11 protein-coding genes are annotated in these 14,983 nt (G+C 37.4%); 6 read left to right on the top strand and 5 right to left on the bottom strand.

Annotated elements, in window-relative coordinates:
- The first annotated feature begins 138 nt into the window (after positions 1 to 138).
- Genes M997_RS02155 through M997_RS02145 form a run of 3 tightly spaced genes read left to right on the top strand, consistent with a single transcriptional unit; the run spans position 139 to position 2,584 of the window.
- Positions 139 to 960, top strand: coding sequence for a DUF3100 domain-containing protein (locus M997_RS02155; protein ID WP_064718485.1), 822 nt, complete (start codon positions 139 to 141; stop codon positions 958 to 960).
- Entirely contained in the window at positions 957 to 1,406 is a 450-nt protein-coding gene (locus M997_RS02150) for a hypothetical protein (RefSeq protein WP_064718484.1), read from the top strand. The genes M997_RS02155 and M997_RS02150 overlap by 4 nt, the downstream gene beginning before the upstream one ends.
- Entirely contained in the window at positions 1,406 to 2,584 is a 1,179-nt protein-coding gene (locus M997_RS02145) for a M20 metallopeptidase family protein (protein WP_064718483.1), read from the top strand. The genes M997_RS02150 and M997_RS02145 overlap by 1 nt, the downstream gene beginning before the upstream one ends.
- 71 nt (positions 2,585 to 2,655) lie before the next feature.
- Here the strand turns inward: M997_RS02145 and M997_RS02140 are convergent, their stop codons facing one another.
- Positions 2,656 to 3,669, bottom strand: a complete 1,014-nt coding sequence (locus tag M997_RS02140) for a LysR substrate-binding domain-containing protein (RefSeq protein ID WP_064718482.1) — start codon at positions 3,667 to 3,669, stop codon at positions 2,656 to 2,658.
- 757 nt (positions 3,670 to 4,426) lie between these two features.
- Here M997_RS02140 and proP point away from each other — a divergent pair.
- Entirely contained in the window at positions 4,427 to 5,929 is a 1,503-nt protein-coding gene (gene proP / locus M997_RS02135; protein WP_064718481.1) for a glycine betaine/L-proline transporter ProP, read from the top strand.
- Between the two features lie 12 nt (positions 5,930 to 5,941).
- Positions 5,942 to 7,369, top strand: coding sequence for a deoxyribodipyrimidine photo-lyase (gene phrB / locus M997_RS02130; RefSeq protein ID WP_064718480.1), 1,428 nt, complete (start codon positions 5,942 to 5,944; stop codon positions 7,367 to 7,369).
- An 85-nt stretch (positions 7,370 to 7,454) separates the two neighbouring features.
- On the opposite strand, the gene ppc is transcribed toward phrB, so the two are convergent.
- Positions 7,455 to 10,091, bottom strand: a complete 2,637-nt coding sequence (ppc, locus tag M997_RS02125) for a phosphoenolpyruvate carboxylase (RefSeq protein WP_064718479.1) — start codon at positions 10,089 to 10,091, stop codon at positions 7,455 to 7,457.
- Positions 10,092 to 10,829: 738 nt separating this feature from the next.
- Between ppc and M997_RS02120 the strand changes: the two genes are divergently transcribed.
- Positions 10,830 to 11,567, top strand: coding sequence for a cyclase family protein (locus tag M997_RS02120; RefSeq protein ID WP_064718478.1), 738 nt, complete (start codon positions 10,830 to 10,832; stop codon positions 11,565 to 11,567).
- A 75-nt stretch (positions 11,568 to 11,642) separates the two neighbouring features.
- On the opposite strand, the gene M997_RS17395 is transcribed toward M997_RS02120, so the two are convergent.
- The 3 genes from M997_RS17395 to M997_RS02110 all read right to left on the bottom strand — a co-directional run bounded on the left by M997_RS17395 (position 11,643) and on the right by M997_RS02110 (position 14,975).
- Positions 11,643 to 11,804, bottom strand: a complete 162-nt coding sequence (locus M997_RS17395) for a YtxH domain-containing protein (protein WP_156510800.1) — start codon at positions 11,802 to 11,804, stop codon at positions 11,643 to 11,645.
- Between the two features lie 89 nt (positions 11,805 to 11,893).
- On the bottom strand, positions 11,894 to 12,412 hold the full coding sequence (locus M997_RS02115) for a TIGR00645 family protein (protein WP_064718477.1): 519 nt from the start codon (positions 12,410 to 12,412) through the stop codon (positions 11,894 to 11,896).
- 124 nt (positions 12,413 to 12,536) lie between these two features.
- On the bottom strand, positions 12,537 to 14,975 hold the full coding sequence (locus tag M997_RS02110) for a bifunctional aspartate kinase/homoserine dehydrogenase II (RefSeq protein WP_064718476.1): 2,439 nt from the start codon (positions 14,973 to 14,975) through the stop codon (positions 12,537 to 12,539).
- Between the last annotated feature and the right edge of the window lie 8 nt (positions 14,976 to 14,983).

Genomic DNA, 14,983 nt, shown 5'->3' with positions numbered 1-14,983 from the left:
GTTAATAAAATTATCATCATTATATTATTTCATACCCCATGAAAAAGAGGTATGAAATAAACATGACATTGGTCACGCTACCTTTTGCTTTTTCTCTTCTAAAATAGAGCCTGTTTATTTTTCCACGGAGATTAACGGATGGACAAAAGTAGAAGTCCAATAAAGGTTTTCTTTATTAGTATTCTGGCAGTCCTTTTCTTAATATTTATCTCACAATATGTGATTGGTAAAAAAGAAATTAAGATTGGCATTGCAGTAATACCTATTCTACCAATGTTATTTGCTGTAATTATTGGTATGTGTATATCTGCTGGATTTACCCGTAAAAAAATTAAAGTATGGGGTAAATTATTTACAGAAAAAGAAGAAGGCTTCTGCGGTAAAATGGTAGGTTTCAGCCTACTTATTTTAGGTACGCAATATGCAGGAATGATTGTTCCTAATATTAAAATGATTTTAAGTGTCGGCATTCCTTTATTTGTTCAGGAACTCGGAAACTTATTACCTGTATTAATAGCCGTTCCATTAGCCATTAAATTTGGTTTTGGTCGTCGTGCTATTGGTGCTTGTTCATCTATTAGTCGTGAACCTTCTATTGCCGTTATTCAAGGTAAATTTGGTACTGGTTCACAAGAATATATTGGTGTATTAGCCATTTATTTATGTGGTTCTGTTATCGGTACATTATGGTTCAGCGTATTAGGTAGTATTGCACCATTAACTGGATTACATCCATTAGCACTTGCAGCAGGTTCAGGTGTGGGTTCAGGCTCAATGTTAAGTGCCGCATCAGGCGCATTAATTAATGGCCTTGATGAAGCATTAGCACAACAAGTTCTCAGTGTTGCAGCTGCATCAAATTTATTATCTTCAGCATTAGGTGCACTCTCATTAACTTATTTAGGTTTACCTCTCTCAGAAAAAATTTATAAGATTTGTACCAGAGGTGAGAAAGCATGAAAAATATAATTATAGATATGAAATTCGTATTCGTTGCTATTTTACTGGCAATGTTTACTCAAACGTTAACATCAGGGATCGCTCTTTATGCAATGTGGGATAGCTTTATTGCTATGTCATTAGTGGTATTTATTTCTCTCATTGCAAAAAATTATTTACCGTCATCTTTACCGACATTTGCTTATGCAACTATTATCGGGATTATTATTTGCTTACCAGAAACACCGGTAAGAGATTTCTTTATTAATTCTATTGGTAAAGTTTCTTTCTTATCTTGTTGTGTACCGTTATTAGCATTTGCAGGTTTATCTGTTGGTGGTCAATTAGAAGAACTTAAAAAAATGTCATGGAAAGTTATTCTTATTTTCATGATTGTTTCAACCTGCTGTTTCTTTGGGGCATCTATCGTCGCTCAAATTGGTTTTAGTATCCAGGGAGTAATTTAGTGAATAATTTATATAACGTCAGCGAAAAACTATTTCAATTAAATGACTTTAGTAAAAAAACACGACAAGATCTTCATAAAATACCTGAGCTATCTGGTGAAGAATATAAGACATCTAAATATTGTCGTGAATTAATGGAAGGTTTTGGTTATCAAATTAAAACGTTTGAAGGCTATACTGGATTTACTGCAGATTTAATCGTTAATTCAGAATTTCCATTAATTGCAATCCGTGCTGATATGGACGGATTAGAAATGCCCGATTTAACCAACAATGAACATAGTTCTGTTCATCAAGGTTGTGCACATAACTGTGGTCACGATACACACATGACTATCGCATTAACCAGTGCCAAATACCTTGCAGAAAACCGTGAAGAAATGAGCGCTAATGTACGCTTTATTTTCCAAATGGCTGAAGAAGATATGCGTATTCCTGGTGCCGATAAAATGGTTGAGCTAGGTTGTATGGAGGGCGTTGATGAAACTTATGCACTTCATAATGATGCCGCCATCGAAACAGGTTGTGTCCGTTTCAATGATGGAGTGATGTCATCTTATGGTTCAGCGTGGACATTAGATGTATACGGTGTTTCAGCGCATGGTTCAACACCGCATAAAGGTTTAGATGCTATTCGTGAAGCAACCCGTTTGATTGATTATATGGATTACGTTGTTGCGAAAAAAACAGATCCATTTAGCCCAGCAGTATTTGGCTGTGGCATGATCAATGGCGGGACGATCCCTAACGCATTAGCAGATCACGTACAAGCTCGCGGTACCATTCGTTCAATGGATGAAAATACCAACCAAATTCTCAAAACAAGTTTTGAAGAAATTGTCGCGCGTAGTACTGCTGGTGGATTTAAAACAACGTTAACTGCAACCGGTTATCCTGCGGTAGTAAATCACCCAACGGCTTATCAGCGTTTACTGGAAGCTACTCGTCGTTTCTTGCCTGAAGAAAATATTGAATCGAATGGTAAACCAATGACAGGTAGTGAAGATTTTAGCTATATGGTTAACGCGACAAAAGGCAAAGTAGGTGCAATGTTCTTTTTAGGTAGTGGTAATCAAGCGAAAGGTATCAATAACTACCTGCACGCTAATCCTTATTTTGTTGATGATGATTGCTTATTAGTTGGTGCTCAGATTTTTGTTAATCTTCTGACTCGCTAATCACACTCAATTCTGCCCTAAGCCCGCTTTTGCCCCCGCAAAAAACGGGCTTTTCTTATTTCTAAGATAAATTATTCTGTAACATTACCATTTAAACTCACTGAACTTAAATCAGGAAGCTCTTGATAGACTTCTTTGCTATGCCATTGTGTTTCCCATTGTTCTGGCATTTGAATAATGTTTCTATCAATATGAGGAGCATATAACGAAATAAATTCATGCATATAATCTTTCATATGCGTATGTTTACTCAAACAAATATGTGTATAACTTGGCTGGACTAAATGGTCAATATTAATACATTTTAATGCACCACCATCTTCTTTTTCATCATAAGACGCTGTGGCTATCACACCAATACCAAGATGACGCTTTACATAATATTTAATAATTTCAGTATCTGTTGCCGTTAACGCGACTTTAGGTTTCAGATTATTTTTATAAAATACTTTGTCTAATTTAGAACCTCGGGTAAAACCAAAGACATAAGTAATAAGTGGGTATTGTGCAAGTTGTTCTATCGTAACTAACTCATCATCTGCCAACTGTGCTAAAGGATGGTCATAGGGGACTAATAAACTACGAGTCCAGCGATAGCATGGTAATGTCACCAAATCTTCATATAAATGCATAGATTCTGTGGCGATAGCAAAATCGACATCACCGTTTTTAACCATTTCTGCTAATTGGGCTGGAGCCCCTTGATGAAAATGTAGCGAAATATTAGGGTAATAACGGCGGAAATGATCTATTACATTAGGAAGTGAATAACGAATTTGGGTGTGAGTGGTTGCTATATGCAAATCCACTTTTTTATTACGATCTTCTTCAGCAACAATACTTTTTATTTTATCCACTTGCCCAAGAATATCGCAGGCAATTTTATGAACTTCTTTTCCCATCGGACTTAATGCCAATAGATTATTATTTTTACGTACAAATAAAGAAACACTAAGCTCATCTTCTAATATTTTTAGCTGTTTACTGATTGTAGGCTGAGAGGTATATAACTTCTCCGCAGCATTGGTAATATTGAAGTTATTCTTTACGACTTCAACAAAGCTTCTCAGTTGGTTAATGTTCATTTGGGGTACCTGGGTTAATCTGCACAAATATGTGGTTAATTATTAGTTTTATAAAATGATTATTTTTAATATATTTAGTTGAGAATGTATAATTGCATCTCTGTTTTTATACACAGTAATTCTTATTCTTTATACTGCTTTGTTAATAAGAATAGCGATATTTATTCTATTATCCACTTATCTATTTTAATCATTCGAGGAAACACTAAATAAAAATAAATTATTGCCATTTTAATTTTGCTAACAGTCGCTCTATCACGCATTTTTACCGTATATTACCGACGAGAACTATCACTTCTTTTATTATGCATAATACGTATATAAATGGATTATCCTGCGTCAAAAAATTAACTTAAATAATAGCTTGCTATAAAATACAAATAAAAACATACCATTACATAAAAAAAGACACCAAAATTAAACACTAAATTAAAGCCAATCAACACGCATTAACTTCTGCGATTTTACAGAAAAGCCAAATTCCGTTATGCTATAGATCACATTTTTAATCTTGAGGCTACGTTTTGTTATATCAAAACAACACAAAAAACTTCCTAAACTTTCAGTCAATCTCATCTATACTCAATAAATATCTCCTTATCTATTAGCTTTAAATCACTCTTTTAACTATGTAGAAGTAGACTGTTTTTTAGTGAATCTTTATCACTCACTCTTCTCGCTATCAAATAGTAACTTCATTTCTTTTAATTAATTGAATAACAAGAATTGACTAATACCTTAATAAAGGTCACTTAATATGAAAATGAAGAAAAAAAGAAATAAACCATTACAAATCAATGACATAACAATCATAGATGATAGTAAACTAAAAAAAGCAATCACGGCTGCCGCATTAGGTAATGCGATGGAGTGGTTTGACTTTGGTGTTTATGGTTTCCTTGCTTATGTATTAGGACAAGTCTTTTTCCCTGGCGCATCACCTGGTGTTCAGATGATTGCTGCACTTGCCACCTTCTCAGTACCCTTTCTCGTACGACCATTAGGTGGTGTTGTTTTCGGTATGTTAGGCGATAAATTTGGTCGACAAAAAGTATTGTCTGTCACCATCATTATTATGGCGCTAAGTACCTTTGCTATCGGTCTGATCCCCTCTTATGAAACCATCGGTATCTGGGCACCTATCTTGCTGTTACTTGCTAAATTAGCACAAGGTTTCTCAATAGGTGGCGAATATTCAGGTGCTGCTATTTTCGTCGCAGAATATTCACCAGACCGTAAACGTGGATTTATGGGAAGTTGGTTAGATTTTGGTTCTATCGCCGGCTTTGTTTTAGGTGCAGGTGTCGTTGTATTAATTTCAACAACCTTGGGTGAAACTGCGTTTCATGAGTGGGGATGGCGTATTCCGTTCTTCTTAGCATTGCCTTTAGGTCTTATTGGCTTATATCTGCGTCATGCTTTAGAAGAAACGCCAGCATTCCAACAACACGTTGATGAAATGAATAAAGATGACCGTAAATCTATCGAAAATCCACCTCGTGTCTCTTTACGTGAAATTGCATCAAAATATTGGAAAAGCTTATCTGTTTGTGTCGGTTTAGTTATCGCAACTAATGTCACTTACTATATGTTATTAACTTATATGCCGAGTTATTTATCTCACAATCTTAATTACTCAGCAGATCACGGCGTATTAATTATTATCGCAATTATGATGGGGATGCTATTTGTCCAACCTGTAATTGGTTTATTAAGCGATAAAATTGGTCGTAAGCCTTTCGTTATTATTGGTAGTATCGGATTATTTGTCTTGGCTTACCCGGCCTTTATGATGATTAACAGCGATGAAATTGGCTTAATTTTCTTAGGATTATTAATTATTGCCGTTTTACTCAACTGCTTTACCGGTGTTATGGCATCAATTTTACCCGCCATATTCCCAACACATATTCGTTATAGTGCATTAGCTATCGCATTTAATATTTCTGTATTAATTGCCGGTGCGACACCAACTGCGGCGGCATGGTTAGTTGAAGCCACGGGTGATTTATATATGCCTGCATATTATCTGATGGTTGTAGCTATTGTCGGTTTAATTACGGGTATTAAAATGACAGAAACAGCAAATAAACCGTTACGTGGTGCAACACCTGCGGCGTCCGATAGATCAGAAGCAAAAGAAATTCTTTCTGAACACTATGATAATATTGAGCAACGAGTGGAAGATATCGAATCTGAAATTGAAACATTACAGAAAAAACGCCAAGCACTTATCGACCAACATCCTAAATTAGACTAAAAAGAGGTTACCATGCACCCAGCGCCTGTTCATCTGGTTTGGTTTCGCAATGATTTAAGAGTGACAGATAACAAAGCTCTTTTTTATGCTTGCCAAGATAAACAAGCGCTGGTGCATGCGATTTTTACTATTACGCCTGAACAGTGGAAAGCACATAATATGGCTTTATCACATCAGGCGTTTATTCATGATGCGCTACTGAACCTTTCAATATCGCTAGCTAAATTGAATATCGCACTCACCGTTATCATAAGTGACACATATTCTGATGCAGCAATTTCTGTTGCTCAATATTGCCAACAGCATCAAGTAACGGCGCTTTTTTTTAATCACCAATATGAGCTGAATGAACAACGTCGTGATAAAAAAGTCATGGCATTACTTGAGAATAAAATCACTATTTATTCTTATCACGATCATGTATTTATTCCGCCAGGTAATGTAGTGACACAACAAGGGGAAATGTATAAAGTTTTCACCCCTTTTAAAAATGCATTTTTACGCTTATTTTTTTCACAAGATAATGCTTCGTTACCAATCCCTGAAATAAGGGCTAATCAAAAGGCGGTATTACCTCTAAAAGCCCCTTTATTCTCTATCGAAACTTCAGCAACTGCCTCTTTTATTCCTACAGAAGAAGATGCACTTAAGCGCTTAAAAAAATTCTGTTATGAAAGTATTCCCCATTATGCAAAATGGCGAGATATTCCAGCGGTTGATGGAACAAGCCAATTATCACCCCATCTTGCCGTTGGGTTGCTCTCTGTCCGCCAATGCTTTAATCGTTTATACCAAACTGAACCTGATTTTATGGAAAATAACACATCCGGTGCTTTCACCTGGTTTAACGAACTGATTTGGCGAGAATTTTATCAGCACCTTATCGTTGCAAACCCTAATTTATGTAAACATATCGCTTTTCAGATATGGACAGAAAAAATTAGCTGGCTAAATGATAACGATAATTTTAAAGCATGGACTCAAGGCCTAACAGGCTTTCCAATTATCGATGCCGCAATGAGGCAGCTGAATCAAACAGGATGGATGCATAATCGCTTACGTATGTTAACCGCCAGCTTTTTAGTTAAAGATTTGCTGATTGATTGGCGCTGGGGTGAGCGCTATTTTATGTCGCAATTAATTGATGGTGATTTTGCAGCAAATAACGGTGGCTGGCAGTGGGCTGCGTCAACAGGTACAGATGCTGTTCCTTACTTTCGTATTTTCAATCCCACCACACAAGGCCGCAAGTTTGATGCTGATGGTGAGTTTATTCGCCACTGGTTACCTGAACTTGCTGATGTACCCATTCGTTATATTCATACCCCTCACGAATGGGCTGCAAAAACAGATAATAATATCGACTATCCTTTTCCCATTGTGGATCATGCTAAAGCAAGGATCAGAGCAATTGAGGCTTATGAGCAAGCAAAGAAATAAAGGCTACCACACTACCGCATCGCAATAATAAAAAAGCAGCTCTTATAAAAGAGCTGCTTTTATTTAAGCATCATTATATGAGAAACTAACCTGTATTACGCATACCTGCTGCAATACCCGCAATTGTTACCATCAGCGCTTGCTCAATTCGAGGATCTGACTCGCTATGAGTACGAGAACGTTGTAATAACTCAGCTTGAAGTACGTTAAGTGGATCAGTATACACATTACGCAGGGCAATAGATTCAGCAACCCAAGGTAAACCCGCCATTAGGTGCTCGTCTTTAGAGATAGCGAGTACACTCTTAATATCATCCGAAAGCTGCTGGCGTAATTTAGCGCCTAGTGGCCATAATCGCTCTTCAACTAAGCGTTGATCGTAATATTCAGCTAACCAAAGATCCGCTTTAGCGTAAACCATTTCTAACATCGCAATACGCGTATTAAAGAATGGCCAGTTTTGGCACATATCGTCTAATACTGCTTGTTTACCATTATCAATCTCATGTTGGAGAGCCGCGCCGGCACCAAGCCATGCTGGTAACATTAAGCGGTTTTGTGTCCATGCAAAAATCCACGGGATTGCACGTAACGTTTCAACACCACCAGTAGGGCGACGTTTTGCCGGGCGAGAGCCCAGTGGTAATTTACCTAATTCACCTTCTGGCGTTGCTGCTCGGAAGTAAGGAACAAAATCAGCTTGCCCTCTTACATAGTCACGATACATAGCACATGAAACATCAGATAAAGAATCCATTACCTCAATCCAAGGCGCTTTCGGTTCTGGCGGTGGCAATAAATTTGCTTCTAAAATAGCGCCAGCATAGTGAGCCAAGCTGCTAATAGTCACTTGTGGTAAGCCAAATTTAAAGCGGATCATCTCACCTTGTTCAGTAACACGTAATCCACCTTTTAAGCTTCCTGGTGGTTGAGAGAGTAGTGCCGCATGTGCCGGAGCACCACCACGACCAATTGTGCCCCCACGACCATGAAATAGTGTGAGTGTAATGCCTGATTTTTCACATAGCTTAATCAGAGAATCTTGTGCTCTATATTGCGCCCATGAAGCCGCCATTACCCCAGCATCTTTTGCAGAGTCTGAGTAACCAATCATCACCATTTGTTTATCGTCAATTAAGTCGCGATACCAAGGGATATCAAACAAACGGGTCATCACACTTTCAGCGTTATTTAAATCCTCTAAGGTTTCAAACAATGGTGCTACAGGTAACCGAATATTAGCGCCAGCTTCTTTTAGTAATAATTTTACGGCTAATACATCAGAAGGTACTTTTGCCATTGAAATAACATAAGAAGCAATAGAATCTTTTGGTGATTGCGCAATAACACGACAAGTTTCAAAAACCTCTTGTGTTGCTGCACTTGGCTGCCAGTTGGTTGGAATAAGTGGACGTTTAGAATTTAATTCTTCTAATAAGAACGTCTGTTTCTGTTCTTCAGACCAGCTTGCATAATCGCCTAACTCTAAATATTGGGTGAGCTCAGATAATGCGTCGGTATGGTTAGTACTTTCTTGGCGAATATCAAGCTTAACCAGTTGTAAACCAAAACAGCGAATACGGCGTAATGTATCTAACAATTGTCCGTTAGCAATAATACGCATACCACACTGATTTAAGGACTGATAACAGGCATAAAGTGGCTCCCAAAGCTCTGCGTTATCCAGTAATAAACCTTCTGGAGGCAAAGATTGTTGGCCTTTAATACGTTGCTCAAGATAATCACGAGTGACTTGCAAGCGAGTTCGTAGCTGTTTTGCAATTTCGCGATAAGGCTCGGCAACATCAGTGCCTCCGGCCAAATCACGTAGCTCTGGTGTACTTTCTGTCATCGATAGTTCAGAAACCAGCACTTGAATATCATTTAAAAACAGATCTGCGGCTTTCCAGCGACTTAACAATAAAGCATGGCGGGTAATTTCAGCAGTTACATTTGGATTACCATCGCGATCCCCTCCCATCCATGAAGTAAAGCGAACAGGTGAAGCTTCTACGGGTAAGTTGTAATCAATAGATTCTTTTAGTTGTTCATTAAATTCACGTAAAAAAGCCGGAACACCTTCCCATAAACTATTTTCAACAACAGCAAAGCCCCATTTTGCTTCATCTATTGGTGTTGGGCGAATTTTTCTAATTTCATCGGTATGCCAAGACTGCGCAACCAATTGACGCAAACGACGCATAATATTGGTGCGTTCGTAATCCGCCAAATCATCATGGTCAAGCTGAGAAAGACAGCTATTTACTTCAACGAGTTTATGAATCAGCGTGCGACGCGCAATTTCTGTTGGGTGAGCGGTTAACACAAGCTCTATTGAAATTTGCCCTACTGCTTCTTTTAACTGTTCATCAGTAAAATTTTTATCTTTCAGTCGTGTAATAAGTTTTGCCAATGCCACAGGATTACTTGCCGCTTCACCATGAGGCGAAATGCTATGGTATTGCTCTGCCACATTCGTCAAATTCAGAAATTGATTAAATGCTCTAGCAACAGGTAATAATTCATCGTTAGAGAGATTCTGTAACGTTAATAACAGCTTTTGTCGCTGAACTTCGTTACCAGCGCGAGATGATTTAGATAATTTACGGATTGATTCCACTTTATCTAAAATTTCTTCACCTAACGCTTCTTTAATTGTGTCTCCGAGTAGCTTACCAAGCATACTGACATTGCTACGCATAGCTGAATATTGTTGATTCATAAGACTCCTGACCTTGGCTTTGTGTCGGTAACAACATGGTCCTTCCTAATAGAAAAGTCATGTCCTCCCAGTTGTGTAATTAACTTTCATTTCTGATGTGACTTTGTTTTGATTTTTGTGATAAGCCACACTGCTTTTTTTCATAGCCTACTATTCATATCAGAAAATAAACACTTTGGGGGATTTTTCTGAAATTTAATTACGACTTCAGTGTTATAAGAATCGCTAATATTCGCGTTGTTTTGGCTCAATTTTATCAAGAATAAGGACTTTTTTTTGTTTCTTATCGACTAAGAAGTGTTTTTTACTAGAAATGATGAGATATATGAAAATTTATTCGGTAAAAAATAATAATAAATTTTTTCATGATGTAAGTGGCTTATGCCCTTATTATAAAAGTAGCATATAAAAGTCACGTACCATATATGTTATATAAAGCTTCGCTTATTGAATTTTAATCAAATAATTTTAGTGACTAATGATTTTATTTATAACCCTTCTCTCTATCTAATACCTTATTTGTCTTATCTTTTTCAGGTTTCTCTGTCAGATTAATAGCGCAAGAATAACTAAGGATCTTATTCTTTCTTTTATCTGATTTTTATGTTTATTATTTTTTACAGCAAATAGCAATAAACCAAAATAAAATATGGATTAATAACAACTATTCATTATTAATGAAAAAATAACATCACATAAGTAGTTTTAAATATAATTATCATAAAACAGGGGAAATCAATGGATAACGAATTACTTAATGCATTAACGCTCATAAAAACAAAAGAGTGGGTAGATTTAACACACCCATTTGATAAAAATTCACCACACTTTTTTATGTTCGATCCGGCTGAATTTAAAACTTTATTTGACTATCAAGATGGTTTTTTTGCACAACAATTTACCTTCCCAGGACAATATGGTACGCACATTGATGCACCTTGCCATTTTGTTCCTAATCGTCGTTATTTGCATGAGTTAGAACTTAAAGAATTAGTCTTACCTCTTATTGTTATAGATCAATCAGCACGAGCAAAAATTGATACTAATTTTACTTTTTCAACAGCAGATATTCTTGAATTTGAAGCACAACATGGCGAAATTGAAGCGGGGACTTTCGTCGCATTACGTACAGATTGGAGTAAACGCTGGCCATCACAAGAAGCAATGGATAATAAAGATGCTAAAGGTAACAATCAGATCCCCGGTTGGGGAATTGATGCGCTAAAATTCTTATTTGAAGAGCGAAAAGTAAAAGCAATAGGTCATGAAACCTTTGATACCGACTCAGCACAAGATTTTCATAAAAACCATGCATTATTAGGCGAATATTACGTTTTAGAACAAGATACTTACCAAATTGAATTAATGACAAATCTTGATAAATTACCGACGCGTGGCGCGGTTATTTTTAACATTGTCGCTAAACCTTATAACGCCAGTGGCTTTCCTGTACGCTCTTTTGCTATTTTGCCTTAAATCTGCGTTTTTATTTTATAGCAAAATAACGAACAAAGCGCTGAAGATCAGCGCTTTGTGTTAATGATAATACGTTTACTTTTTCAACGAATCGACTTTCTTTTCTATATCGTCTTTCAACTCAGACGCTTTATGTTTCACATCGTGAGCTGCTTGTGTGACTTTTTCTTCTGCTCGATGTTTTACCTCCGTCGCTTTATCTTTTAGCTCGTCAATCTGTTTTTCGAGTTTTGACATTTATCGCTCCTTTTTGACTAGAGATACTTTTAGTATAGACCAACTAATAAATTATGTGGGTCGATAAGAAAATATTTATCTAGCAATATTTATTTCAAACTTGCTTTTTCATTACGCTTACTGCGTTTTGATATTTTCTCTAAATATCCCATCACAAACGCAGATAACACAAAAGTTAAATGAAGAAGCACGTACCACATTAATTTATTATCAGGAATATTTTTTAAATCCATGAAAACACCCAATAAATGAATAGAGGAAATAGCAACAATGGAAGCAGCCACTTTATTTTTTAATGATTCAGCATCCATTTTACCAAGCCAAGATAATTTATCTTTTGCCCCTTCTATCTCCATATTGCTAATAAAATTTTCATAGCCAGAGAAAATAACCATAATTAGCAATCCACCCACTAAGGCTAAATCAATCAAAGAAAGCAAACGTAAGACTAAATCAACCTCAGATATAGCAAAGATATTTGGCAATATTTCATACATCGATTCAAAAAATTTTATGGTTAATGCCAATAATCCTAATGAAAGCCCAATATAAACGGGTGCAAATAACCAACGCGAACGGTACATCCACTTTTCTAGTACTCTATTCATTATTATTCCTCAATGTATAACATCATAATCAGCATTAATTTGAGTATTAAGTATGGAGTAGAAAAAGCCAATAAAAACTATCAGCAGTAAAAACTACTGATAGTTAATTTATAAAAAAGAGAAATTAAAGAAGTTGAGAAAGACGATTTAAATCTGATTGAATTGCGCCAGCAGTGACATCTCGGCCTGCACCAGGACCTCTGATTACCAGTGGATTATCGCGATACCAGCGACTTTCTATCGCAAAAAGATTATCACCGGGTAACAGTGATGCAAGTGGATGATCTTTTCTCACTGCTTCAACACCGACTTTGGCTTTTCCATTAGCATCAAAACGCGCGATATAACGTAAAACCATATCCATTTCATTTGCTGCGGCTAATCGTTGCGCCATTTGTTCATTTATCACTGCGCTATTATCAAAGAATTGCTCTAATGACCCAGTTTCGGCTTGAGCAGGTACTAAAGATTCCACACGCACTTGCTCTGGTTCAATATCGTAACCCGCTTCACGCGCCAAAATAATCAGTTTTCGCATCACATCTTGGCCAGATAAATCAATGCGAGGATCAGGTTCTGTTAACCCTTGCTGCCATGCTTGCTCAACAAGTTCGCTGAAAGGCACAGTGCCATCGAATTGTAAAAATAGCCAAGATAAGGTACCGGAGAAAATACCGCTGATTGATAAAATCGTATCACCACTTTCTCGCAAATCACGTACAGTATGATTAATTGGTAAACCCGCACCAACTGTCGCGTTATATAACCAGTGGCGCCCCGTTTTTGAGAACGCATCTCTTGTTGCTCGATAGCGTAAACTGGAAGCCGATCCCGCAATTTTATTAGCGCTAATAACATGGAAACCATAGCTCGCAAAATCTTCATAAGATGCCGCAAGTGATTCACTAGCTGTTATATCAACAACAACTAAATCATCAAAAGGATGTGCTCTCATCCAAAGATAAAGCGCTTCTTCATCCAGTTCGGTGGCTTCTTCATCAAAGAAAGCTAAAGCTCGACTTGGATTAATACCTTGATAATCCAATAAACTACGACGGCTATCTACAACCCCCGCAAGAATAAATTCAAAATCGCTACGTGCCGATAATGGCCCCTGCTCTCGAGAAAAAAGCTCCAGCCAACGTGAACCAATATTTCCTTTACCAAAGAGCACTAAGCCAATTTGTTTTTCTGCTCTAAATAAAGTTTGATGTAAACCTTGTAGTAAATGCTCAGTATAATTGCGCAACACGGCGACTAAGCTGATGTTATCTTCGGCATGCCAAATAAATTCAACAGGTTGATCTTTTAGTTGCTGATAAAAACGATGGCAATGTAATGGGTTTTTACACACACCGGCACCGACTAATGCCACTAAAGAAAAACCTTCGCGCAAATGTAATTTGCCTGGCAACACGGCATCTTGCAGCACATCGAGTGCACTGTTAGCCACTTCGCTGGTATAACAAAGTTGCAAAAGATGGCTATCACGATCAACACCTGTTGCTAATGGACGGATTTGTGCTCGTTTTAGTAATTCATCAACTTCTTTCGCTCGTTGCTCAAAATTTTCATGGGTTGCTAATTGAAGCTCTATTAAGCAAACATCATCATGGCTGGTGACAATTTTAGCTCCCGTTCCTGATGCCAATACTCGCTCTATTCGAGTAGAACCCTGTTCAGGTTGATAGCTACAACGAAGTTGCAAATCAATATTACTACCCGATACTGGTTGCAATGTACGGGTGTGCAAAACAGGGGCTGCTAACCGAGCAAGTTCACTCGCTTCATCTAAACGCAGCAATGGCAATAAACATGCATCCTTTACTTTACGAGGATCTGCGCTATAAACCCCAGCAACATCACTCCAAATAGTGACTTTTCCCACATCGGCTAATGCACCGACTTGTGTTGCTGAATAGTCACTACCATTACGGCCTAATAATACGGTTTCACCTTGCTGATTCCGGCTAATAAAGCCCGTGACTACAAAACGATTTTCAGGATATTTAGCGAGTAAAGTTTGTAATAAAGGACGGGATAATACTTCATTTACTTGTGGTTGTGCTGCGCGTTCTGCACATAAAAACTCTCGCGCATCGAGCCAAGCACTTGGTAAACCTTGCTCTGTTAATAGATTTGCCATTAAGCGTGCCGACCAAATTTCACCATGCCCAACAACTTCCGCATAAGTTGCATCTGTTATTGGTTTATCCAGTAAGTAACTTAATCGCTCAAGATCAGCAATAAAGGCTTGGGATAATCGTTCTGCATTCTCTTTTGATAACAAACCTTCAATTAAGGATAACTGGTAACGTCGTAGGGTTTGCTGAACTTGATGGGCAGAGATACGGTCACTTTGACTGAGCTTAAGCCAGCTAATTAATTGATTAGTCGTTGAACCCGCTGCAGAAACCACCATTAAATCATTGGGCTGGCTATAATTTGTCATGATATTTACGACGCGTTGGTAACATTTTATGTCTGCAAGACTGCTACCACCGAATTTATGTAACTGACGGCAAATAGGTTCTGCCTGTTGTTTTATCGCCACTACACTCATGATCTACG

Origin of the sequence: Proteus hauseri ATCC 700826, assembly GCF_001654965.1 — a bacterium.
Classification (GTDB): Bacteria; Pseudomonadota; Gammaproteobacteria; order Enterobacterales; family Enterobacteriaceae; genus Proteus; species Proteus hauseri.
Note: the sequence above shows the minus strand (reverse complement) of the source record. Positions and strands in the feature narration are given on the sequence as shown.

What these genes read in the sequence shown, in the direction of transcription:
- M997_RS02155 (WP_064718485.1), top strand. Translation starts at nt 139, where the DNA reads ATGGACAAAAGTAGAAGTCCAATAAAGGTTTTCTTTATTAGTATTCTG.
- M997_RS02150 (WP_064718484.1), top strand. Translation starts at nt 957, where the DNA reads ATGAAAAATATAATTATAGATATGAAATTCGTATTCGTTGCTATTTTA.
- M997_RS02140 (WP_064718482.1), bottom strand. Translation starts at nt 3,669, where the DNA reads ATGAACATTAACCAACTGAGAAGCTTTGTTGAAGTCGTAAAGAATAAC.
- proP (WP_064718481.1), top strand. Translation starts at nt 4,427, where the DNA reads ATGAAAATGAAGAAAAAAAGAAATAAACCATTACAAATCAATGACATA.
- phrB (WP_064718480.1), top strand. Translation starts at nt 5,942, where the DNA reads ATGCACCCAGCGCCTGTTCATCTGGTTTGGTTTCGCAATGATTTAAGA.
- ppc (WP_064718479.1), bottom strand. Translation starts at nt 10,091, where the DNA reads ATGAATCAACAATATTCAGCTATGCGTAGCAATGTCAGTATGCTTGGT.
- M997_RS02120 (WP_064718478.1), top strand. Translation starts at nt 10,830, where the DNA reads ATGGATAACGAATTACTTAATGCATTAACGCTCATAAAAACAAAAGAG.
- M997_RS17395 (WP_156510800.1), bottom strand. Translation starts at nt 11,804, where the DNA reads ATGTCAAAACTCGAAAAACAGATTGACGAGCTAAAAGATAAAGCGACG.
- M997_RS02115 (WP_064718477.1), bottom strand. Translation starts at nt 12,412, where the DNA reads ATGAATAGAGTACTAGAAAAGTGGATGTACCGTTCGCGTTGGTTATTT.
- M997_RS02110 (WP_064718476.1), bottom strand. Translation starts at nt 14,975, where the DNA reads ATGAGTGTAGTGGCGATAAAACAACAGGCAGAACCTATTTGCCGTCAG.